Origin of the sequence: Clostridium cibarium (assembly GCF_014836335.1) — a bacterium.
In the GTDB taxonomy this organism is placed as follows: Bacteria; Bacillota; Clostridia; order Clostridiales; family Clostridiaceae; genus Clostridium; species Clostridium cibarium.
This window is the reverse complement of record NZ_JACSRA010000041.1, coordinates 1-26140: the sequence shown is the minus strand read 5'-3', so window position 1 is coordinate 26140 and position 26140 is coordinate 1. Positions and strand designations below refer to the sequence as shown.

Genomic DNA, 26140 nt, shown 5'->3' with positions numbered 1-26140 from the left:
GTATATATACCCCTTTACTTTAATTTTTTAGAAACTTATTACCTAATAAGTAAAATCATTACATTAATTCTATTTAGTAGTATAATGTAATTATAGAAATTCATACAAACACATGTGTTTACTTAATAAAAATTATTTATATGAATTTCACTATAAAATATTTTAAAGGGGGATCTTACTATGGTAAAAAGTAAAAAATTCAAAATTCTAACTACTCTATTTTCTGCTTTACTACTCTTTTCTTTATTGCCTTATAAAGTAGGCAATGCAGTACCACTACCCACAAATGTTTCAGCGAATAGTCTTAATGACCTGGACAACATTGATGTAAAAGATCTTAATACACAATCAGAAAGGACAATTTTAAAATCTCAATATACTACAAATATTGATGGATTAAATCCAGTAACTGAAGGATCATCAAAAGAATATATTCCAAGTGGACTTCCAGTTGCAAAATCACCACAATCTGTTGTAATAGGAAGTGATGACAGAACAGAAATAACTAATACAACAGTATTTCCATACTCTGCAATATGTTATATAAGAATGGTTTTCCCAAATAATAAGGCTTATATTGGAACTGCATGGATGTATGCTAAAAATGTTGCTATAACAGCTGGACACTGTGTTTATTCTGCTGAAGATGGTGGATGGGCAAAGAGCATTTTAGTTTGTCCTGGTGCAAATGGAAGTAACTTACCTTTTGGTTCAACATATGCTACAAATATATCTGCTCCTAAAGGATGGACAGAAAAAAATTCAACTGACTATGATTGGGGACTTCTTCAATTAAAAGATAATATAGGTAACAACACTGGATATTTCGGTGCATCTTGGACATCATCATCCTTAAAAGGCAGTAATGTTGATGTAACTGGCTATCCTGGTGAAAAAAGCAGAACCTTATGGAAAATGAGTGGAACTATTACAAGTGACACATCAAACAAAGTATATTATCAAATTGATACTACTGGTGGACAAAGCGGTTGTCCTGTTTATCAGGGAGACGGTGAAAATACTCGTGCTGTTGCTATTCACACTTCTGGCTCTAGTGCAGGTGGATGGAACAGCGCAACAAGAATAACAAAACCTATATTTGATTATATAAATAGCTTTAGATAAAAAATAAGGTGCTAAATGCACCTTATTTTTATTAGTTCTCCATTAATTTATCAGTAATAATTTCATAAAATGATATAATATTATCCTCTGATCCAAGTACTATTCTTCTATATGCCTTATTAATTGGAAAAGCATCGGCTCCATTTACTGTTATGTAAAAACCTTGTTCTTTATTATACTCCCATATACAGCCTTCTCCAACTTTCCTTCTCATAGTCTCCCCTAGATAGATTCCCCATATAGTAGCTACTGATTTAATTTGATTATCCGTTGGCTTTCTAGCTTCATCAGAATTCTTTAAATCCTTTGAATAATAATCTAAAATCCCTTCTACCTCTACTATACTCTTATCTGAAAAGTCTAAGTTCTTGTTAATGCTTTGCCCATGCTCTACTGCCTTTTCATAGATTTTTTTTATGTAATCTTCCATTTCAGTTGTTAACATATCTTTTCCCCCTAAGTAAATCATAATATTTATATCTTATTATACCATGTTATTTTTATCCATAAGTAGAAAAATTAAGATTTTAAAACAACATTCTTATACTAAAGGGAATTACAACTGCTATAGTGCAAATCTTATTTAATTTTTTATATTTATCTTTATTCATATTCATTTACCGTTTTTCTTATAATCTTCCCCTTACCTATAAATGATATCAATAATGCTACATTAAAAATCATTTCAACTATTAAGCATATTATACTCATTTTCTGTGGATTGCTCCAAATTTCATAAGGCGCCATTACTATATTATCAGCATATGCTACCACAAACACCGTTGCACCTACAAATAACTTAATTAAGAAAAATATACTAGGTATAACATATGTTAAAATTCCATTTACTTTGATTACTCTTTTTATTATTTTTTTTTCATTATATTTATTGGATTTTATAATTTTAAATAAACCATTAACATACATAAATAAAATTGACATAAAAAATAATTCTCCTATATTTGTAATACCAAACCCGCCAATATAAGGATTTAATAATGCTGCACCGGTTCCTATTATGGAAAATATCCACCATAACTTACTAAACATTTTCATTTTAATCACTCCCCTTATTTCTTATCTTTTAAAGTCTCTAATAATTTTACCACCATTGTCATATACAAAAAGGAAAAAATACATTGAAAATCACCTCAATGTACCTCTTTTCCTAAACTTATTAAATTGCCTTTTCCAATGAATAGTAAAACTATTCTTTCCTCTCAATAAGCTTAACATTATTTAGTTCACCGCTTATATCTTTTACACTAAATTCAGCATCTTCATTTAGCCCAACTACTGGAATATCCAAATGAACAAGTAATCCATCATCCACATCAAGCTTTCCTACAAACTCTTCAGGGAAAGTCGTATTAATAGACATAATGTCTGCCTCTAAATTATTGAATTTTAAATTTAATTCACTACTTATTCCATAGACAGTATTATCTGTTTTATTAACATATACACCAATTACAAGCATTGATCTTTTTATATGAGAATATATACCTTTTATTAGTACAAAATTTACAGTTCCTTCAGCAAACTCAAAATTTGTTAAATTAAAAAATTGCTGTATGCTGTCAACTTCTCTTTTTATATCTTCATCTACTAACTGATCTTCCTGTACTTTAGCTACCTTTATTCTAATTGCCATTTAATCACTTCCTAGTTTACCCAATTTTCTATTTCAGTTATAACAGAATTTAAACATGAATGCAATTTCCCTATTATTCCTTCAGTTTCATATACTAAGTTTTCATAGTATGCTCTTTTAGTATTTATCTCATCTAAGTTATTATCAATTATAGTAATCATCTTTCCATAACCATTTTCAACTAGTTCATTTTTTGCAGTATTTTTATATCTGGTCTTATATACATTTCCCTCCCAAAATTCATAAGATTGTCCTACAAAACTATCTAAAGACTTTTCTAAAGACTTCATCTCACTCTTCTTTTCTTTCATTCTCTCGTATAAACTTGCAAGAGCCTTTGCTTTTGCTCTATAATCTTCTAATTTAGAACTTTCTTCACTAATATCTTTTCTATATGAATCTCTTCTTCTTTTTAAACCTGATAATGACATAAAACAGTTTCCCCTCTCTGTCCTTTCCAAATTCTTATATTAAATTTTATGAACTTTACTTTAACATACTTTTCCTCTACATATAAATGATACAAATATTACTACAGGAAATACCAAAGTCACTCTATTAATTTATTTTTCCCAAGGCAAATCAAATGTTACTACTGGTATTGTAGCATCAACTTCCGCTCCTAGTCCAAGACATCCTCCAAGCTTAACATGTACTGCGTTTACATTTACTCCTTTATAATCTAATACTTGTGTATTAGATACATCAGCATCTGCAGAGGCACTTAAACCTATTTTACCTTTAACACCTAAGGATAATAAAGACGTAGAAGTACTAACCTTTACTTTTCCTCCAGCATATTCATTTTTCTCTGTATTTCCTGGAACAGTTAAAATTGAAGTTCCTACAGTACCAGAAGCTTCTGCCCCTGTAGCTTTACCGCCAATTCCAAAATCAAAGTCTCCATTACTTTTAACATAATCATTAACATAACCACCTGCTGATAGAGCCGTTGCATTGGCTTTTACATATCCATTAAAAGTATCTGTTCCTAAAACAGTTGAATAATTTGCATCTACTACAGATACTGACCCTTTTGCTTGAAATCCTGAATAATCATCTGTAAATCCTATTTTACCTGTTGCTGCAGCAGATCCTAAAGATAAGCTTGCTTTTTGCTTTAAATAGTCTGTCAATTGTGCATTTTCATATACATTAAATAGTGAACCACTTGCGTCTACAGAGCCTACTCCCTTATTGTAATTTGCATTATATTGTCCACCAAAAGCTGTATATCCTCCATAGATGTAAGTATCTGATGCTATTCCTCTAGCCCATTGATTTTCAGAAAGATATTTTGCATCTGCACTATAATAAAATGGATCTTCTTTTAGCTTTATATTTAAGTTATCAGCCTTTTCTTCCTTGTACCATGTTTGAACACTTATTTCCTTTACCTTGTCTGCATTAATTTTATTATCATAATGATAATTATTAGCTACAGCTTTTAATTGATACATTAACTCATTAATTCTATCCAATAAATTATTAGCTTCTGTTAAACAATTTGAATCAACTTCTGTAAGCTCATCATTAATTTTGCATAATTCACTATCCAAACCACTGTATGTCTCTACTACATCTGAAGTATTTAAACTCTCAACAGAAATATAATTAGAAGCTTCATCATTTAATGCTTCAACTTCAGCAGCTAATGACTGGAATTCTTCATTTTTACCGTTCAAACCTTCCTTAACATTATCTAAAGTCTCTGCGTCTATACTACCTGTTTCTGAGGATTCTAATGCAATATAACTATTATGCATTTTTTCAAAGGTTGTGGAAACCTCTGCTGCTATATTCATAAAAGCATTAATATAATTCACAGTAACCTTTGTTAAATATTCTTTATAGGCCGTAGCACCGTCTCCTCTAAAATTGTTAGTTTGAGTAAGTTCATATATATTCTTGTAATGTTCATAAAAAGTATCTTCTACGATCTTTTTATATTGATTAACTTGATTCAACATTTCAGTAACATTACTATTTACTAATCTTGCCATTCTAATTCCACCTTTAAACCTTAAAATACTATTGACTTATTAACTTATTAACTGCATCTGTTGTTCTGTTAAAAATAGTTTTGGATGCTATATCATCATCAAGTTTCATCCAGTTAGCCTTAACTATCTCTAAAGTATGTAAATCAATTTCTGTAATATCTCCAAATTGTGCCAAAGCTGAATTTAGAGCCTCTAAACATTCTAAAAACTTATCTATGCTTTGAAGCTGTATATTTTTTTTGTCAGCACTATATTTTAAAGCCTTAACTTTTCCATTTGTTCCTCTACTGCTAGTTATCTCTTTTTGTAAATCTTCTGGTCTAATAAGAATTTGTGCCATATTTTATGCCTCCTTTTTTTTATATAATAAATGACTTTCTGTTATTTTCAAATTTCCCTTAATGTATATTTTTTTAAGCAATTCATAATCACATATGTTTAAAGCCTCAAAGTAATCATCGAAATCAATTCCTTTTGAAAATAAATCAATACAATATTTATTAAATATGTAAGGCTTTTTCTCTAAGGTATATGCCAGCTTGTACAATATTGCATCTTTAGCTTTTGATACATTTTCTTCATTAAGGTATTTAAGAATCTTTGTACTATATTCACCTAGCTTTGTATTGAAGTAAATTAAGCTATTATCAAACTCATCTAATAACAACAATCCTTTTTCTTTAAACATAATTTCATTTATTACAGATAATAAAAGCTGTTTTTCTAAATAGGTTATATCTTCATTAAAGAAATTAAAATTTATTCCTCCCATTGTTGTATTCTTTCTAGCTGTATCAATTAAATGCACATCACTTTGCAAATACTTATTTACAGCTTTTGCTATAGGCATAACATAAGTTTCCTTTGCCTTAATACTTTCTATATATTTAAACATTTTACTTTTATTCAAATCACTTAAGTCACCATTGATAAAAAGAATGCTATTTGGGAGAACTACAATTTCTTCCGTAAATTCTTTAAAATCTTGAAAACTTATACTTAAATAATCCTTTGTCAGCTTTTCTAAATTAAAGCTTTTATTTACATTAGAAAACTCCATCATATGGTAGTAAGCTCTACATTCAACGATTTTATAATTATAAGAAAAACTATTTTTTGCAGCTTCTTTAGCTCTACAAAATATTTCTTCATCTATTTTCTCTTCATATAAAGTTTTTAAAAGCACTGTAACAACATCATCTAACCTTTCTTTTTTAGTCTTTGTAGAAATATATATTATGTCAGTTTTTACATCACCTTTAATTCTAATGTCATATTTTTCTCTCATTATTATATCCATATAGTTAATAAGTACATCTCCGCTAGCTTGATTAACTTCTTTAATCTCATTCTTAGGCAGCAGTAGCATCTTATCTATACAAAATCCAGATTTTATCCCAATAGTTAAGTAAATTTCATCTTCCCTATATTCTTGTTCATTAAATTGAACCGTTAATTTATTTATTATATTGGCTCTCATATTTTCACCCCTTCATAAAAACGAACCATTTTTCTCAATTGATCTTATAATTTTATTATATAGCATATAAATGCAGCTTTCCTTCAAATATCCAACTTTGTGACTAAAGTCCTTTAATGTTAAGACTAAAGTCCTAAATTTATTAGGACTTTAGAAATATATAAAAACTGTATTACAAAAAACACTAGGAAAACACAGGGCTGAGCTCTACAAAACCTCCTAATAACTGTTTTTTTGTAACATATTAAGGCTTATTGTCTAATATATAAATTGATGTTATAATACCCAACGGAAGGGGTGTAGTGATAATTGTCTAACTTTACAAATTACAACAATAACAATAATAATAATTTTTATGGAAATCAAAATTATGGTTTTCAACCTTACGAAACTAAGAATAAGAAAGGTGTTTTATTCATACTTTCTATAGTTTTTTTTGCACTTGGTTTTTTGATTTCATGTCTTAATACCTTTGTTAATCACCTAAGGAATACTCGTCTTAATTTACCTAATACTATGAGTTTTTCTTTAGGTCTTATTTTCGGAAGTATAGTAATTATAGCAATCTTATTTTTATTAGGAACTAAAGTTTTTAAGAAGAATGGAGTTCTTTTTGCATTTTCTATAATTTTTTTCCTAGGTTCTTTAGGTTCAACAGTAACTACCGTTAAAGCCATTGGGGATGAAGCGCGAGCAAATAGAGCTGGTGAAGAAAAATTAATCAGCGTTTGTAATAGTATAGCAAACGAACAAGACATAAGTGGAGAAAACTATGAAAAATCACAATATGGAGAATTAACTCCAATCTTAAATATCATTAGAGATTATGGTACAAAATGCACAGCTTTTAAAAATGATATAAACAATAATATTTCCTCTATTGGACTTGAGACCATGCTAAACCCTAATTCACTAGGAGATGTGGAAAAAATCAAAAGTTCAAAGAAAAAATTAGAGGATACTGTTAAAATTTATGATGACTATGAAACAAAATATAATGATCTAGTTACAAATCTTGATACAAGCGTTTCAAATACGGAATTGCCAAAAGAATTTAAGACAAGTTTTCTAGACGGTTTTAGAAAATCACAACTTGAAAATAGTAAAGATATGAAGGAATTTTTCAAAGTTGAAAAAGATGTATTTTCTAAAATAAATAGTTTAATGGATTTTTTACTTGCCTCTCAAGGTAAGTACGTTGTTAAAAATAATGAAATATTATTTTATGCTGATGCTGATCTAGATAAATATAATGGATTTATTAAAGATATCAATAATCTTGCCCAAAAAGAAGCTGAAATACAAAATAGAATCGCTAAAAGCAAAAGCCAAAAACTTGATGACTTAAATAATCTTAAGTAATCTTCACCAAAAAAAGATATAACAATAACCCCTCGGGAAAATTCAAGTTAGATTTTCCCGGGGTTATTTATTTTTCCAAATCAATATTTATTGTCTAATATGTAAATTGATGTTATAATACCCAACGGAAGGGGTGTAGTAATAATTGTCTAACTTTACAGATTACAACGATGATAATAATTTTTATGAAAATCAAGATTATGATTTTGAACCTTACGAAACTAAAAAGAAAAAGAAAGGTGTTCTATTTATACTTTCTATAGTTTTTTTTGCACTTGGTTTTTTGATTTCATGCCTTAATACCTTTATTAATCACCTAAGGAATACTCGTCTTGAATTACCCAATACTATGAGTTTTTCTTTAGGTCTTATTTTCGGAAGTATAGTAATTATAACAATCTTATTTTTATTAGGAACTAAAGTTTTTAAGAAAAATGGAATTCTTTTTGCATTTTCTATAATTTTTTTCCTAGGTTCTTCAGGTATAATAGTAAGCACATTTAAAACTATTGGAGATGAATATCTGGCAAATAAAGCTGGCGAGGAAAAATTAATCAGCCTTTGCAATAGTATAGCAAACGAGCAAGACATTAGTGGAGAAAGCTATGAAAAATCACAATATGGAGAATTAACTCCACTTTTAAATGTCATTAGAGATTATGGTACAAAATACAGATCTCTTTCAAATGATATAAATGAGAATATTTCCTCTATTGGAATTGACAACATATTAAAACCTAATTCACTAGGAAACAGTGAGCAAATTAAAACTTCAAAGAAAAAATTAGAGGATACTGTTAAAATTATTGATAAAACTGAAGCAGAATGTAATGATTTAATTGCAAACCTTGATAAAAGCGTTTCAAATATGGAATTACCCCAAAAATATAAAACAGATTTTCTTAATGGTTTTAGAAAATCACAACTTAAAGATGGTAAAAATTTGACTGAATTATTTAAAGTTCAAAAAGAGATATTTTCTAAGGCAAATAGCTTTTTAGATTTTTTGCTTTCTTCTCAAGGTAAGTACGTTATTAAAGATAACAAAATGTTATTTTATACTAATGCTGATCTAGATAAAGCTAGTGTATTTATTAAAGATATTAAGAATCTTGCTCAAAAAGAAACTGAAATACAAGATAAAATGACTAAAAGCAAAAATAAAGGTCTTGATGACTTAAATAAGCTTAAGTAACTTAAATGTACTACAAAATATGAAATCCTCATCCTTAGATTAATCTAAAGAATGAGGATTTCATATTTTTATTCTTTATTCTACTATAACTTATCTATCAAATAAGAAACTCTTAACTACTGCAAAGGCCTCCCTTGAATAAAATACAGGGATTAAATAAGAAACTGTGTTGCTAGTATATAAATTTATATTTTTATATCCACTTTTTTTAGCTAATAAATTACTTCTTAAGGCGTGAAAATCCGTAGTTACCACCTTTACACTGCTATCTTCAATAGCTTTTCCAGAATGCTCTTCTATCTTATCTTTAGAAAACTTAAAATTTTCATTAGTATTTCTAGACTTATCTTCTTTAATTATTTTTTCTTCTGACAAGCCCTCACTTACCAAGTATCTTTTCATCGCCTCTGCTTCTGATATATCTTCATCATTTCCCTGTCCCCCTGAGACAACTATAAAACCACTATTTCCATAATCATTTACACACTTTATAGCTGAATCCAATCTATCTTTTAAAGTTAAGCTTAATTGATCACCATTATTAAGACCTGCCCCAAGTACTAGAATATAATCTGTATCTCTATGATCTTTTTTTGGATAAAACACTATAGCAGCTTCTAAAACTATAAAAAATATGAGTCCAATTGATATCAAGACTTTTATTATATTCATACCTTTAATAAAATACTGATTTTCATTAAACCTATTTTTTATAAAGTGATAGAGAATAAAAATTACCCCTACTGCTGCTATTGTTCCACTAAAGGCAACTCTCTTACTGCTAATTAAGTTTACAATAAAAAAGTATGCTATTAGAACTCCTCCAACTATAATATCTATAAATTTTATCAAAATATCTACCCTCCTTAATAATTATCTTTATCTATCTTAACACTAATGTAAAGCTCATGCCTTCCTTTTCACACTCTGCAAAAACTTCCCCATCCATCTTTTCTATTATACATTTATTTTCCATGAATCTGTTATAAAAATTGAAAACTCTTACCCATTTTACTAGGTAAGAGTTTTTTATAATATATATTTCCAATCTCAGCAATGATTAAAAATCTACATTTCTTATGAAATTATCCATCCTATTTATATTTCATATATTTTGAGCTTATCTTCTATATATTCTACTATTTGTTTTACATTTGGATTTTTTAACATACTATAATGGTTTCCCAAGATAACTTGTTGTTCAACTTTCTCTGAAAAATGTAGCTTGCAATTTATATATCCATTTTCAATTCCATCTTTTGCTCTTAAATAACTTGCCTTCATTTTAAGCTTATTAACCTCGCCACTTGCAAGCCACTTAATATATGCCTTTGAAATTGTTCTTATTGTATTAATACTTCTAACTAACTCCTCTAAAGCCATTGTTTCAATATTTGGTATCATAACTTTTATATCTTCTGGTATTCTATCTTTTAATAACTCAAACTTATTCATTTTATCTTTTTTAGAATTTGTCTCATCTGAATTAGAAATTTCTGATATACACACCTCTTCTATGCTTTCCAAAACTTCATTTCTTTCAAAAGATTCAAATTTGTTACCTGGAAAAACTGTATCTACAAATATAAGTTCTCCCAATTCCTCATTTTTATCTAGAAGCTTTCTTGCCATTTCAAATATAATTGCACCACCTGCTGAATGACCTATTAAATGATATGGACCTTTCTTTTGCACTTTACTTATTCTTTCTAAATATTCATCTGCAATTTCCTCAATTGTCCTGTCTTTAACTTCATATTCCTTTAATAAATTTGAATCAATTCCCCAGCATGTATATTTATCATCTAACAAATTACTTAGATCTATAAACAAACTTGAATCACCATCTGCACCTGGCACTAAAAATAAATTCATTGAATCATTATGCCCCATTTTTAATAATGTTAAATTATCATTTTGTACTTTATCATATCTTCTTTCTGATAACTTTTGTATATACTTTCCTTGCCTTTCTATTGTTACAAACTTAAATAATTCACTAAGGGATATTGGAACCTCAAATTCCTTCTGTATCCTTGTCATAAGCATTGTTACTTTTAAAGAATGCCCTCCAAGCTCAAAGAAATTATCCTTTACTCCAACCTTTTCAATGCCTAATATCTCTCTCCACATTTCAGCAAGCTTTGACTCTACTTCATTTCTTGGGGCAACCCACTCTGCTTCTGCTCTCATTTCTGGCTTAGGAAGTGCTTTTCTATCAACTTTATCATTTTTTGTAAGGGGCATACTTTCAAGTTTCATTATATAAGTTGGTATCATATATGCTGGTAGCCTATCTAACATATATGCTTTCAATTCTGCTACTTCAACACCTTCACCAGTATAGTATAAACAAAGCTCTTTTCCTGATTCTTGTCTTAATAATAGAACTACTTCCCTTATTTTTGGATAAGATAATACTATATTTTCGATTTCGCCCATTTCTATTCTGAAGCCTCTTATCTTTACTTGCTCATCTTTTCTTCCTAGGAATTCTATATTTCCATCTGGAAGCCATCTTGCAAAATCACCTGTTTTATATATTCTATCTCCTTTTATATATGGGTTTTCTATAAACTTTTCCTTAGTTAAGTCATCCCTATTTATATATCCTCTAGCTAAACCATCTCCACCTACACATAATTCTCCTATTGCACCAATTGGTAGAAGTGAATTATTTGCACCTAGTATATATGCTGTTGAGTTTTCTATTGGCTTACCTATTGGAACTACATCATTTTCATCCCATTTACTTTCTACTGTATATGCTGTTGATATTACAGTATTTTCTGTTGGTCCATAGGTATTAATAACTTTTAACTCTTCACATACCTGTAATACTGTTTTTAACGCTTTTGGAGATATAACATCCCCTCCAACGTGTATATATTTCAACTTTTTAAATACATCAATATTCTCTATTCCATATTGATTAAATAAAGCTGCTGGAAGTTGCATTATTGTTACATTATTCTTTAATATTACAGATTCTAATAACTTAGGATTAATTACAATGTCTTTATTTATCATATGTAGTTCTATACCATTTAAAAATGTTCCCCATATATCTACAGTTGATGGATCAAAGGCCATTGACATTGTTTTTAATATTACATCATCTTTTGAAACTTTAAGTATGTTAGTATCATTAACAAGCCTTATTATATTTCTTTGCTCTATAGCTACTCCCTTAGGCTTTCCTGTGCTTCCTGATGTATATATTATATAAATTAAATCATCTATTTTATTTATTATCTCTAGATTTTCTGCACTTTCCTTTTCTACTTCTATTCCATCTATTGATATGGTTTTAACGCCTTCTATATTGTATCTACTTATTAATTCTTTCTTTCCTATTACTATTTTACTTTCACTGTCTTCAATCATATAACAAATTCTTTCTTCTGGATATTCTTCATCTATTGGCATATATACCCCACCAGCTTTTACAATACCTAATACCCCTATAACTGTTTCTATAGTTCTATCACTTATAATTCCTACAACTGTATTTCTTCCTACTCCATTACTTCTTAACAGATTTGCTATCTTATTTGCTTTCTCATTTAATTCCTTATAGGTAATTGATGTCTTATTTGAAGATAAAGCAATGCTATCTTTATATTTTTCTACTATTTCTTCAAATAGTTCAATTACAGTCATATATTTAGGATATTCTTTTTTAGTATTGTTGAATTTATATAATAACTTATTTTTTTCCTCTTCTGATATTATTTCTATATTACTTATCTTTTTCTCTGTATCTAATACTATATCCTTAATAGCATTTATAAAATGATCAATAAACCTTTCCATAGTTTCTTTTTTAAATAATTTTACATCATATTCTAAATAAAATAGTATTTGATCATAATCTTCTTCCGCTATCAATGCCATATCAATTTTTGAAATCTTATTTTCAAAATTATAGTTCTCTACCTCTATACCATTTATATTTAGGTCTCCTACTTCTAAGTTTTGTGTTATAAACATTACATCAAATAAAGAATTTCTACTTGTATCTCTTTGTACTTTAAGATTTTCTATTAATTCCTCAAATTGATAATCTTGATTTTCATAAGCATTAAATGCATTTTCTCTTACTTCTTTCAAGAATTCCTTGAAAGTTTTTTCTCCAGTTGGTTTATTTCTCATGGCTAATGTATTTACAAACATTCCAACTACTTTTTCTAAGTCTCCATGTGTTCTTCCTGCAACAGGAGATCCTATAATGATATCTTCTTGTCCTGTGTACTTGTGCAATAATATATTTAATGTAGATAATAACACCATATATAATGTAGCGTTATTTTCTTCTGCTATTTTATTTAATTTTTCTTTTATGCTTTTATTTAAACTAAAACTTAATGTCTCACCTTCAAAGCTTTGCACTACTGGTCTAACATAATCTGTTGGGAAATTTAATACGGGAATTTCTCCAGAAAATCTTTCTAACCAGTACTCTTTCTGTTTTTCATTTATATCTTCTTTATTTTTATTTTGCCATACTGCATAGTCTACATATTGTATTGGTAATTCCTCTAACTTCTCTCCTTGATAGATTCTGCCTATCTCATCTATAATTATTCCCATTGAAACTCCATCACAAATTATATGATGCATATCTACCATAAGAATATGTTTAGTATCTTCAACCTTTATAAGTCCCACCCTAATTAATGGAGCTTCACTTAAATTAAATGGCCTTACAAAACTACTGATAATAGCTTCTACTTCACTTTCGTCCTTAACCTCATAATTTTCAATATTAAATTCAACATTTTCCCATATCTTTTGAACTACTTCTCCATCTAGAATTTCAAAGGTTGTTCTTAATGACTTATGCCTAATTATTAACTTCTTAAATGTTTCATTAAGTCTTTCTTTATCTAACTTTCCTACTAACAACATTGCATCTGGAACATTATAATTAGTTTTATCTTTATTAGATTCTTGAATTACATACATTCTCTTTTGCGCTGAAGATGATGGATAATACTCTCTTTCTTCTACTTTTTCTATTTCTCTATATCTTGTTATTGATGCTGCCTGTATATATTCTGCTTGCTTTTCTATTGTTGCAATTTTGAATAGTTCGCTTAGCGATACCTTAACTTCAAACTCCCTATGTATGCTTGTCATAAGGGTTGTTAATTTCAAAGAATGACCTCCAATTTCAAAAAAGTTATCTTTTACACTTATATTTTTGATACCTAATATTTCATTCCATATAACGCTAAGCTTTTCTTCTATTTCGTTTCTTGGTTCTATATATTCTACACCTATTGTCATGTTTTCATTAAATAATAATAAAGTTTTTCTATCTACTTTTCCGTTATGGGTTAATGGAATTTTCTCTAACTTTATAAAGTAAGTTGGTATCATATAATCTGGTAAATCATTAGATAAATGAGCTCTTAACTCCATTACTGTAATTTCTTTATCAGCTACTATATATGCACATAAATATTTATTATCCTCACTATCATTTCTTACTATAACTACTGCTTCTTTAACTGATTCATATTCCATTATCCTGTTTTCTATTTCTCCAAGCTCAATTCTAAATCCTCTAATCTTAACTTGGCTATCTGATCTTCCTAAATACTCTATATTTCCATCAGCTAACCAACGAGCTATATCCCCTGTCTTATACATTTTCTTTCCAGGATCAAATGGATTTTCAATAAATCTTTCTGACGTTAATTCTGCATTATTTAAATATCCTCTTGCTAATCCTTCTCCACTTATATAAAGTTCACCTGATACCCCTATTTGATTCATCTCTAAATTCTTATCTAATATATAGAGTTTTATATTATCAATAGGTTTTCCTATAGGAACTATCTTTAAATCTGGCTCTTTTAAACAATCAAAATAAGTTACATCGACAGCAGCTTCTGTTGGTCCATATAGGTTAAATAATTCTGTTCCATTTACTTCTTTTAATAAACGCTTAAATCTCTCTACTTGTTTTATACCTAAAGCTTCACCACTTGAAAATACATTTCTTAAACTTGATACTCTCTCTACACCACCTACTGTATCAATATACTCTAAAAATACATTAAGCATTGATGGTACAAAATGCATTGTTGTTATATTATTTTTCTCTATTGTATCTATTATAGTTTGAGGATCTTTTTCACCTTCTGGTTTAATAAAGCATAATTTTGATCCACTTAAACTCCATAAAAATAGTTCCCATACTGATACATCAAAGGTAAAAGTAGTTTTTTGCAATATAACATCTTCACTAGTCAATGGATATTTTTTCTGCATCCAATTTAATCTATTGACTATTGCATGGTGCTCAATCATTACTCCCTTAGGTCTTCCTGTTGAACCTGATGTATATATAACATACGCTAGATTTGATGGCTTGGACATAGTTCCTAGATTGCTTGTGTCACTACTATACATGCTAGCATCTTCTAAGTCTATTATTTCACCTGTAAAATCAATTCCATTACAAAAGTTTTTGTGAGTCAATATAATGCTTGTTTTACTATTATCTAATACATATTCAACTCTTTCTTTAGGGTAATTAGGATCTATTGGTAGATACGCCCCACCAGCCTTTAATATACCCATTATTCCAACTATCATTTCTAATGATTTTTCAACCATTATTCCTACAATACTATCCGCTTTTACTCCCTTTTCTCTAAGAACTCTTGCTAATGAGTTTGCTCTTTCATTAAGCTCTCTATATGTTAATTTATCGCCTTCAAACACTACTGCTATCCTATCTGGCACTTTTTCAACACATTCTTCAAATATTTTTTGTAAAGTTTTATCCCTTGGATAATCAGCATCAGTATCATTAAATTCATATAATAACTTATTTCTTTCTTCATCTGAAATTAATTTTATATCACTTATCTTTTTATCTGTATCTACTACTATATCCTTAACAGCATTTACAAAATGTTCAACAAACCTCTCCATAGTTTCTTCTTTAAATAATTTTGTTGCATAATCAATGCTAAATAATATTTCATCATCACATTCCATAGCTGTCATTGTCATATCAAATTGAGATATTCCATGATTAAATTTATATTGTTCTAACTGGATTCCATCTATGTTTAGATCTCCTACCTCTAAGTTTTGTGTAATAAACATTACATCAAATAAAGAGTTCCTGCTCGTATCCTTTTTCAATTTAAGATTTTCTATCAATTCCTCAAATTGATAATCTTGATTTTCATAAGCATTAAATGCATTTTCTCTTACTTCTTTCAAGAATTCCTTGAAAGTTTTTTCTCCAGTTGGTTTATTTCTCATGGCTAATGTATTTACAAACATTCCAACTACTTTTTCTAAGTCTCCATGCGTTCTTCCTGCAACAGGAGATCCTATAATTATATCTTCTTGCCCTGTATACTTATGCAATAACACATTATATATGGATAATAACACCATATATAATGTAGCATTATTTTCTTCTGCTATTTTATTTAATTTTTGTTTTATGTTTTTATCTAAACTAAAGCTTAATGTTTCGCCTTCAAAACTTTGCACTGCAGGTCTAACATAATCTGTTGGGAAATTTAATACGGGAATTTCTCCTAAAAATCTTTCTAACCAATAATTTTTTTGCTTTTTATTTATCTCTTCTTTATTTTTATTTTGCCATACTGCATAATCTACATATTGTATTGGTAATTCCTCTAAATCCTCCCCTTGATAGATTCTCCCTATCTCATCTATAATTATTCCCATTGATACTCCATCACAAATTATATGATGCATATCTATCATAAGAATATGCTTAGTATCTTCAACCTTTATAAGTCCCACCCTAATTAATGGAGCTTCACTTAAATTAAATGGCCTTACAAAACTACTAACAATAGCTTCTACTTCACTTTCGTCCTTAACCTCATAATTTTCAATATTAAATTCAAAATCTTCACATATCTTTTGAACTACTTCTCCATCTAGAATTTCAAAGCTTGTTCTTAATGACTTATGTCTAATTATTAACTTCTTAAATGTTTCATTAAGTCTTTCTTTATCCAATTCACCTATTAATATCATTGAATTTGGCACATTATAGTTAAGTTCATTTTCATTAGCTTCATGAAGTATATACATTCTCTTTTGCGCTGAAGATAATGGATAATACTCTCTTTCTTCTACTTTTTCTATTTCTGTATATACCATTTTAGATGATTTTTCTATATATTTTGATTGTTCTTCTATTGTAGTAAGCTTAAATAATTGACTTATTGATATGTTAACTTCAAATTTCTTATGTATGCTTGTCATAAGCATTGTTAAATTTAATGAATGTCCTCCAACATCAAAAAAGTTATCTTTTACACCTACTCTTTGAATATGCAATACTTTTTCCCATATATCAGCAAGTTTCTCTTCTACTTTATTTCTTGGAGCTATATATTTTGTCCCTACCTCTACAATAACATCTGGTTCTGGTAATGATTTTTTATCTACCTTTCCATTGAGATTCAAAGGTAATTTTTCTAATTGTACAAAATATGCTGGAATCATATATTGTGGCAAATCCTTTAGTAAATATTCTTTTATTTCACCTACTACCACTTTTTCATTTGATACTATATATGCACATAAATATTTATTTCCATTCTTATCCTCTTTAGCAACTACAACAACTTCTTTTATTTTTTTATTAGATAAAATTGCATTCTCAACCTCGCCAAGTTCTATTCTAAATCCTCTTATTTTTACTTGAGAATCTATTCTTCCTAAAAACTCTATATTACCATCTGGCAAAATTCTAGCTAAGTCACCTGTTTTATAAATTCTCTCCCCTTTTACTAATGGGTTGCCTACAAACTTTTCTTTTGTTAATTCAGGTTTATTTAAATATCCTCTTGCTAAACCGTCTCCAGCAACACATAACTCTCCACATACTCCTATAGGTTGTATCTTGTTATTATTAATAATATAAACCTTTGAATTACTAATTGGTTTACCTATAGGAATATTTGAAGAATACTCTCTATCTATTAAGAAAGTTGTTGAAAAAGTAGTATTTTCTGTTGGTCCATATCCATTAATTATTTTTATATCTTTACATTCTTTCATGACCCTATTTATATGGTTTATAGATAACTTATCTCCACCAACTAATAAACATCTTATATTCTTAAACATATGCGGTCTTTCATTTGACATAAAATTAAATAAGGAAGCTGTTAACCATAATATTGTTATATTATTTTCACTTATATACTTGTCCATTTCTTCCATATTTAAAATAGTATTTTTACTTACTAAATGTAGCTTTAATCCATTTAAAATAGCTCCCCAAATTTCAAAAGTAGATGCATCGAAGGCTACTGTACCTGTTTGTAATATACTATCACCTTCATTGAAAGTTATATAATTAGTGTTTTTCACTAATCTTACTACACTTTTTTGTTCTACCATTACTCCCTTAGGTTTTCCAGTTGAACCTGATGTGTAAATTATATATGCAAGATCATTTGCTGTATTAATTTTATCTAAGTTCTCCTTATCTCTATTACTAAATTCCTCTTGGTCTAAATTAATTACTATTCCACCAAAACTTACTTTTTCTAAAAGATGTTTTTGTGTTAAAAGGATATTTGCATTACTATCCTCTAACATGTATTTTATTCTGTCTTCTGGATACTCTATGTCTATTGGAAGATATGCACCTCCTGCCTTAAGTATCCCTAATATACCTATCATCATTTCAAAAGACTTATCTACCATTATTCCAACCATGGTATCTGGCTTTACACCTTTTTCTCTTAATATTCTTCCTAAATGATTTGATCTTTCATTCAACTCCCTATAAGTTAGCTCTTTATTTTCAAATACTACTGCCACCTGATCTGGAGTTTTTTCTACCTGTTCCTCAAACAATTCACAAATTGTTTTGTTCCTTGGATATTCTGTATAAGTATCATTGAATTCATATAATAATTTTTGCTTTTCTTCATTATCAATAATTTGTATTTCTTCTACTAGTAGTTGTTCATTTTTCCCTATTTGAGTAATTATCATTAATAATTGTTTAGTAAGTCTATCTATAAAATCACTATCATATACCTTCTTGTTATACATTATTTTAATACTTATATTTTCTCCAGGCATAGCTATTAGATTTAAATCATAGCTTGTTTGTTCGCTGCCTTTAAAATCATTTATGCAGAATTCTTTATCATCATTATCTTTTCCATATTCCTCTGGATAATTTTCAAATACAAATAAAGAGTCAATTAATTGTTGTTTTTTTGTAGTATTTTTTTGAACTTCGTACAATGGTATATATTCATATTTTCTTCCTTCATTATTTATGTTTTGAACTTCTTTTATAGATTCTTTTATCCTTTTTCCTGTCATGTCCTTAATTCTTACAGGTACTGTGTTTATAAAGATTCCAACCATATTTTCTACACCATTTAGATTTTCTGGTCTTCCTGAAACTACTGTTCCAAATACTACATCATTGACGTTACTATATTGTTGCAATAAAATACCCCATGAAGTTTGAATTACCGTACTTAAAGTAACTCCATTTTTTACAGTAACTTCTTCTATTTTTTTAGTAATATCTTTTTCTATATATATTTCTTTAGTTCCACGCTCATATTCTTTTGTTTGGCCAGTCAATTTTGGTAATCTTATCTCACTTTCATATCCCTTAAGATAATTTCCCCAATATTCTACCCCTTCTGCTTTATCTTGTTTTGATAGCCATTTTATATACTCATCAAAATCTTCATTACTCTTTAACTTTATATTCTCGCCTCTTCTTAAGCTTTCATATATATTAAAAAATTCTTCTGTTAATATTGGAACTGACCATCCATCAATTACTATATGATGATTTGTTATAAGTAATTTATACTCATTTTCTAGCATTTTTACTATACTGATTTTATAAAGTATATCTTTACTCAAATCAAAGCCCTTTGATATCTCTTCAGCCTTATACTCTTCATATTTTCTCTCTTTTTCTTTTGAACTTAGTGATGTAAAGTCTTTAACCCATACTTTAGCCTTTCTATTTTCCGTAACTACTTGACATGGATGAGCTTCACTATCTATTATTACTGTCCTTAACACGCTATAGTTTTCTAGAAGTATATTATAAGCTTTATTAAGTAGTTCTAATTCTAATTTTCCTTCAATATCCATTTCCAATTGGACTATATACGATGTTGTTTTTTTATTCTCTAAATATGTAAAAAACATACCTTCTTGCATTGGAGTTAATTTATTTATTTTTTGAACCCTTACCTCATTTCCCAGTTGCTCTCTTAATTTTTCTTTAATATTTTTAACATCGTCTATTGTGCATTCATTTATTCCATAATCAGATGGAGTATATTCTACTTCCTTCTTATCTACACAATAATCTATTATTTCTTCTAGACCCTCTTTTAAAATTTCTGCAAATTCTTCTATTGACCCCTTCTTAAAGGCATTTGTAATATACCCTACATCTATTAATAATTCTCCATCTTCAATAATACTATTTATATTTATATCATACTCTAACATTAAGTTATCACTAACTGCATTACCTGAACTTAATTTTGAGTATTCCAAATTATCTCTACCATTTATGTCCTCATCAAACTGCCCTAAATAATTGAAGCTTACAGATGGGTTTATATCAATATCTATAGATTCTTCATATTTAGGCTCCATTAGATATTTAATAATTCCATAACCTATTCCCTTATTCGGAATTTTTCTTAGGTTTTCCTTTGTTTCTTTTATAATTCTAGATATATTATCTGCTTTTATATCAAGTACTACAGGATAACAACTTGTAAACCATCCTACGGTCCTTGTTATATCAACTCCATCTATAAGTTCTTCTCTACCATGGCCTTCCATGTTTATTGCAACTTTACTTATATTTTTCCATCTTTTTATGGCTATACCTAATGCCGAAATAAGTATATCATTTATTTCTGTGTTATATGCTTTATTAGTTTCTTTTAATAGCTTTTGAGTATATTCCTTTGTTAATTTTACATTAATGGAACTATCATATATAATCTTATCTTCTTTTTCTTTAATATCATCTCTTATAACTTTCTCAACTTCTTCTTTTGCAAGGTTTGACCAGTATTTTAACTCATTTATCATTTTTCTACCATTTGCATAATTGTAGAGTTTTTCTGACCATTCCTTAAATGACGTTGTCTTCTTTTGGAGTATTGCTTCTTTTCCTTCACTTTCTGAATTATATATGGATATAAAATCTTCAATTATAATTCTCCATGATACACCATCTACTGCCATATGGTGTATTACCATTAATAAATGCGATCCATTTTTCGTTATAAATAGTGCAGCTTTTACCATCGGTCCATTTTTTATATCCATAGATGAATGTATTCTATTTGCTTCCTTCTCTATAGTTATTTCATATTCAGTATCTTCTCTTAAATCCTGTACTTCAAATTCATAAAGCTTGTCTTGTATTCCACTATTATATCCCTTTAAAATTCCATCTTCTTCTCTTACTACTAATCGTAGTACGTCATGATGTTCTACGATTTTTCTTATTGCCTTATCTACTATATCTCTATCAAAACCTTCTTTACTATATAACATAAATGCCTGGTTAAAATGATTCATACCATAGCCATACTTTTCTATATATTGTTTTTGTATTGGAGTGAATATAATCTCTCCCTCTACTATACCTTGCTCACAGTTGTTATTAATACTATCCACAATTACAGACATTTCCGCTATTGTACTATTTTTTAATAAGTAGTTTATATCAAGTTTTATGCCAACTTTTCTTAATCTTGATACTATCTGTATCGCCTTAATTGAGTCTCCTCCAAGGTCAAAAAATCTTTCGTTTATCCCAACTCTTTCTAAACAAAATACTTGTTGCAATGCAGAAGCTATCTTTTCTTCTACTTCATTTCTTGGCGAAACATAGTCCACTTCTATTATTTCTGGTTTTGGTAATGATTTTCTATCTATCTTACCATTTTTACCTATAGGCATTTTCTTAAGATTTGTAATATAAGTTGGTATCATGTACTCTGGGAGATTATTTGATAGATATGTTTTTAGCTCTGCAGGATTAATATTCTCTCCAGTATAGTATGCACAAATTTGCTTTTCCTCTTCACCTATTACTACTACAGTTGCTTCTCTTACTTTTTTATTACTTAATATCACATTTTCAATTTGTCCAAGCTCAATTCTAAAACCTCTTACTTTAACCTGAAAATCTTTTCTTCCTAAAAACTCTATATTTCCATTTGGCAGCCATCTTGCAAGGTCACCAGTTTTATATATTATTTCTCCTAGCACATAGGGATTTTCTATAAATTTCTCCTTAGTTAACTCTTCTCTATTTAAATATCCCTTTGATACTCCATCTCCTCCTACACAAAGCTCTCCTACTACTCCTATAGGCAAAATAGAATTATCACCATCTAATATATAAGCTGTTGAATTTGATATTGGTTTTCCAATTGGTATAGAATCTACCCCCTCTAAATCTCCTTCAATATTATAAGTTGTAGATATTACAGAGTTTTCTGTTGGGCCATATGCATTAATCAATTTAATATTCTTATTTATCTTTTTTAAACTTCTTGTTTGTTTTATTGATAAGATATCACCTCCAACAAGTAAATATCTTACTTTATCAAATAATTTAAGCTTCTCTTCTGCAATTTTATTAAATAGCGCAGTAGGCAATAACATCATTGTTACTTTATTATCTACTACATACTCTTCAAATCTGTCTTCATCTAGTATTATTCCCCTATCTTCTATACATAATGTTATTCCATTTAACAATGCTGCCCATATTTGAAAAACTGAAGCATCAAAAGATAATGACCCCACTTGAAGCAATTTGTCATCTTCCTTAAACTTAATATAATTAGTATCTCTTACTAATCTTATTAATCCTGAATTAGTTATTTCTACTCCTTTAGGTTTTCCTGAACTACCTGATGTATATATAACATAAATTGAACTTTCTGGCTTACTTATTACTTCTGGATTTTCTACATTTTCATTTTTTACTTCTTCTGATTCTATATCTACAAATTCTATTTCATTAATATTGTGATTTTTTATGAACTCTTTTTTAGCTATTACAATTTTACTTTCACTATCATTAAGCATATAATTTATTGTTTCTTCAGGATATTCTTCATCTATAGGTAAATATATTCCTCCTGATTTCACTATACCAAGAATCCCCATTACTGTTTCTACACTTCTATCACATACAATACCTACAATTGTATCTCTCTTTACACCTTTTCTTCTTAAGAAATTTGCTATACTGTTTACTCTTTTATTTAATTCTTTATATGATATTTCTTCATTATTTGAAATTAATGCAATCTTATCTCCTGATTTTGCCTCTACTTCTTCAAATAATTCATGCACGCTCTTATCTCTTGGATATATAGCTTTTGTATCATTGAAATCATTAAGTATTAGACTTTTCTCTTCTAATGAAAGTATTTCTATTTCTCTTAATTTAATATCAACATTCCCCAAAACCTGTTCTAAAACTCTAACTATTTGATTTCCTAGACTTTCAATAAATTCTTCCTCTTTAATTTTGTACATTATATCTAATGTAATCAGAGACCCTTTTTTTGAGAAATTTATAATAATCGGTAATTGAAATTTCTTCAACTTATCTATATTATGTATGCTACTTAATATGCAGCCTATAGTGCTTATATCTAAAGCACTATTTTTTCCAAGATCCTTTATTATCCTTTTTATAGGATAGTTTTGATTTTTATAACATTCTAATACCCTTTCTTTGATCCTCATTAACAATTCTCTGAAACTTATATCCCTTTCAATCTCTAATGGTATAATGACAGCATTATCTTTTTCATCATTATTTTTCTTCTCATAAATTGATGATAAGATGTTTATTTGAGTATTGTCATATTTATAAATCACCGCTTCTGTTATAGATAATAAAAAAAGGTATAATGCTAATTCTGACCCCCTTGATGCTTTCTCTAATCTTTTAGACATATCTTCAGATATAATAAAATTCTTACTATGATAACAATTTTCATTAGAAATATTTAGTTTTTTATTAAAGCTAGTTACATTTTTGCAAATAGCTGTAGTATTACCCCAGTACTTTTTTGCTTTAATTTCTTTTGAAATGCCACTCATTATTTTACCCCCTTAAATTTAGATAACTAATTACTATATATTATTTATATAAGGACATGAGATAAAACGCATTATGCATTTTATCTCCTATTACTTAAAGTATTTTAATCTCATTATTACAAATCAAATAATAAATCATCTAATTCATCATCTTGCCCTTCTTCAGTACTTTCATCATCAATAAGCCCTATATTCTTAATAGGCATTTGTGGTTGTTCTAACATTTGAATAATAATATTTTCTAAGTTGGCTAACATTTCATCTATTGTCTCTTCTTTAAAAATAGATGAATCATATATAGATGATATTGTTAATTCTTCTCCTTCTGAAGCCACTATTGTCAACTCATTTTTAGATACATTTGTCTTCAAATCAAGTGGTTTAATTTTTGCATCTCCAATAGATTCTACTGATAAATCATCATATTCATATGAGAATATTACATCAAACAAACTATTATTATTAAGTTTTCTTTGTTTTGATAATTCTCCAACTAAACTTTCTACTGGATAATCTTGATTTTCAAATACACTTAAAAGTTGTAATTTTACATCATGTAAAAATTCATTTAAATTCATAAAATCCGTAATGTTGATTTTAATTGGTAATGTATTTACAAACATGCCTACTATATTATTAAGATCTGAATTTGTTCTTCCTGAAACTGGTGTTGATATAATTATTTTTTCTTTTAAAGTATATTTGTTCAATAGTATGCTTACTGCTGAAAACATAAATATGAATTTTGTTATCTGCATTTCCTTAACAAACTTATCTATTTTAGTTACAATTGTTTGATCTAACTTAATATTAATATCCCCACCTTTAAATGAATATTTATCTTCGCTATCATAATCTCTTGGTAAATCTAATTTTTCAATATTTTCGTCTAGATAGTTTAGCCAGAAATCCTTTTGCTTATCTATCTCTCCTGCTTTTATTAATTTATTTTGCCATTCTGAAAAGTCTTTATATTGTAAATTTAATGGCTCTAAGCTATTTCCATTATAAAGCTCAGCTAATTCCTTTATGATAATATTCATTGAAACACCATCTACAACTATATGATGTATATCCATAAATAATATGCTCTTATCATTAAGTTCCAATAAAACTACTCTAATTAATGGAGATAACCTTAAATTGAAAAGCCTTTTAAAATTACTAACTATATCCAATATGCTTTCTTCATTATCCTCATAATCTTTTTTATATCTTAAATATTCTATTTTAAAATCTACATTTTCATCTATTACTTGGTAAGTTATATTGTCTATAACAGTAAACCTTGTTCTTAAACTTTCATGCCTATCTATTAGTTGCCTAACTACATTTTCCAACTTTTCTTTATCTAGTTTTCCTTCAACTAAATATGCAGTTGGCACATTATAGTTATAGCTACTTGTATTAATTTGATTTATTATATACATCATATTTTGAGCTAATGATACTTCATAATGTGACTTTATTTCAGCTTTCTGTATTTCTTTAAAATTCACTTCTTCTCCATTTTCAAAAGTAGTAGCTGCCTCATTTGAAGATATGAGTAATTCTTGTAAATATAGCCCCATTGCTTCTATTGTTGTTTTTTCAAATACATCCTGTACTTGAATATTTATATTAAATTCTTTATTAATTTTATAAACTATATTTATAGCCTTTAGTGAATGACCTCCTAATTCAAAGAAATCATCTCTTAACCCTATTTTTTTTACACCTATAATTTCACTCCATATATCGGATAATGATTTTTCTATGTGGTTCCTTGGCTCTATATAGTTTGTACTAATCTCTACTTCTGCCTTAGGTAAAGCTTTTTTATCTATTTTTCCATTTGGAGTTAATGGCATCTTTTCTAACCTCATAAGGAAAGATGGCATCATATAATTTGGAAGTTTATTTGAAATATATGTTCTTAATTCTAATTCTTCAATTTCTGCTCCTGTATAATATCCACAAATTTTCTTTTCATCGTCTTCATTTACAACTAAAACAACTTCTTTTACTTTTTTATTAGATAAAATTGCATTCTCAACCTCGCCAAGTTCTATTCTAAATCCTCTTATTTTCACTTGAGAATCTATTCTTCCTAAAAACTCTATATTACCATCTGGCAAAATTCTAGCTAAGTCACCTGTTTTATAAAT

13 protein-coding genes are annotated in these 26140 nt (G+C 28.3%); 3 read left to right on the top strand and 10 right to left on the bottom strand.

Annotation, left to right across the window (positions count from 1 at the left end):
- Nucleotides 1-180 precede the first annotated feature (180 nt).
- Nucleotides 181-1125 (top strand): trypsin-like serine peptidase, encoded by a 945-nt coding sequence (locus H9661_RS18050; RefSeq protein ID WP_143318382.1) that lies wholly within the window; start codon nucleotides 181-183, stop codon nucleotides 1123-1125.
- A gap of 31 nt (nucleotides 1126-1156) precedes the next feature.
- Here H9661_RS18050 and H9661_RS18045 read toward each other — a convergent pair whose 3' ends face one another.
- The 7 genes from H9661_RS18045 to H9661_RS18015 all read right to left on the bottom strand — a co-directional run bounded on the left by H9661_RS18045 (nucleotide 1157) and on the right by H9661_RS18015 (nucleotide 6262).
- Complete coding sequence (locus H9661_RS18045) at nucleotides 1157-1570, bottom strand: hypothetical protein (protein WP_143318381.1); 414 nt, start codon at nucleotides 1568-1570, stop codon at nucleotides 1157-1159.
- A gap of 158 nt (nucleotides 1571-1728) precedes the next feature.
- Nucleotides 1729-2181 (bottom strand): hypothetical protein, encoded by a 453-nt coding sequence (locus H9661_RS18040; protein WP_191770162.1) that lies wholly within the window; start codon nucleotides 2179-2181, stop codon nucleotides 1729-1731.
- 151 nt (nucleotides 2182-2332) lie between these two features.
- Nucleotides 2333-2779 (bottom strand): hypothetical protein, encoded by a 447-nt coding sequence (locus tag H9661_RS18035; RefSeq protein WP_143318379.1) that lies wholly within the window; start codon nucleotides 2777-2779, stop codon nucleotides 2333-2335.
- Nucleotides 2780-2790: 11 nt separating this feature from the next.
- Nucleotides 2791-3210 carry a DUF5082 domain-containing protein gene (locus H9661_RS18030; RefSeq protein WP_143318378.1) on the bottom strand — a complete coding sequence of 140 codons (420 nt, stop codon included), beginning with the start codon at nucleotides 3208-3210 and terminating at the stop codon, nucleotides 2791-2793.
- 132 nt (nucleotides 3211-3342) lie between these two features.
- Complete coding sequence (locus tag H9661_RS18025) at nucleotides 3343-4782, bottom strand: T7SS effector LXG polymorphic toxin (protein WP_191770159.1); 1440 nt, start codon at nucleotides 4780-4782, stop codon at nucleotides 3343-3345.
- Between the two features lie 28 nt (nucleotides 4783-4810).
- Complete coding sequence (locus H9661_RS18020) at nucleotides 4811-5122, bottom strand: hypothetical protein (protein ID WP_143318376.1); 312 nt, start codon at nucleotides 5120-5122, stop codon at nucleotides 4811-4813.
- Nucleotides 5123-5125: 3 nt separating this feature from the next.
- Nucleotides 5126-6262, bottom strand: coding sequence for a hypothetical protein (locus H9661_RS18015; protein WP_191770157.1), 1137 nt, complete (start codon nucleotides 6260-6262; stop codon nucleotides 5126-5128).
- Between the two features lie 309 nt (nucleotides 6263-6571).
- Here H9661_RS18015 and H9661_RS18010 point away from each other — a divergent pair, with 309 nt between their 5' ends.
- Entirely contained in the window at nucleotides 6572-7624 is a 1053-nt protein-coding gene (locus H9661_RS18010) for a DUF3053 family protein (protein WP_191770155.1), read from the top strand.
- Between the two features lie 145 nt (nucleotides 7625-7769).
- Complete coding sequence (locus H9661_RS18005) at nucleotides 7770-8819, top strand: DUF3053 family protein (RefSeq protein ID WP_191770152.1); 1050 nt, start codon at nucleotides 7770-7772, stop codon at nucleotides 8817-8819.
- Between the two features lie 90 nt (nucleotides 8820-8909).
- Here the strand turns inward: H9661_RS18005 and H9661_RS18000 are convergent, their stop codons facing one another.
- The 3 genes from H9661_RS18000 to H9661_RS17990 all read right to left on the bottom strand — a co-directional run.
- Nucleotides 8910-9671 carry a YdcF family protein gene (locus tag H9661_RS18000; protein WP_191770150.1) on the bottom strand — a complete coding sequence of 254 codons (762 nt, stop codon included), beginning with the start codon at nucleotides 9669-9671 and terminating at the stop codon, nucleotides 8910-8912.
- 246 nt (nucleotides 9672-9917) lie between these two features.
- The gene (locus H9661_RS17995) at nucleotides 9918-23993 is read right to left on the bottom strand and encodes a non-ribosomal peptide synthetase (RefSeq protein ID WP_191770148.1); all 14076 of its coding nucleotides are present in this window, start codon (nucleotides 23991-23993) and stop codon (nucleotides 9918-9920) included.
- Nucleotides 23994-24109: 116 nt separating this feature from the next.
- Nucleotides 24110-26140: condensation domain-containing protein (locus H9661_RS17990; RefSeq protein ID WP_243240499.1), on the bottom strand; the 2031-nt coding region annotated here is incomplete at its 5' end.

Bases quoted from the DNA above. Each gene is read 5' to 3' on its own strand.
- H9661_RS18050 (WP_143318382.1), top strand. From the start codon at position 181: ATGGTAAAAAGTAAAAAATTCAAAATTCTAACTACTCTATTTTCTGCT.
- H9661_RS18045 (WP_143318381.1), bottom strand. From the start codon at position 1,570: ATGTTAACAACTGAAATGGAAGATTACATAAAAAAAATCTATGAAAAG.
- H9661_RS18040 (WP_191770162.1), bottom strand. From the start codon at position 2,181: ATGAAAATGTTTAGTAAGTTATGGTGGATATTTTCCATAATAGGAACC.
- H9661_RS18035 (WP_143318379.1), bottom strand. From the start codon at position 2,779: ATGGCAATTAGAATAAAGGTAGCTAAAGTACAGGAAGATCAGTTAGTA.
- H9661_RS18030 (WP_143318378.1), bottom strand. From the start codon at position 3,210: ATGTCATTATCAGGTTTAAAAAGAAGAAGAGATTCATATAGAAAAGAT.
- H9661_RS18025 (WP_191770159.1), bottom strand. From the start codon at position 4,782: ATGGCAAGATTAGTAAATAGTAATGTTACTGAAATGTTGAATCAAGTT.
- H9661_RS18020 (WP_143318376.1), bottom strand. From the start codon at position 5,122: ATGGCACAAATTCTTATTAGACCAGAAGATTTACAAAAAGAGATAACT.
- H9661_RS18015 (WP_191770157.1), bottom strand. From the start codon at position 6,262: ATGAGAGCCAATATAATAAATAAATTAACGGTTCAATTTAATGAACAA.
- H9661_RS17995 (WP_191770148.1), bottom strand. From the start codon at position 23,993: ATGAGTGGCATTTCAAAAGAAATTAAAGCAAAAAAGTACTGGGGTAAT.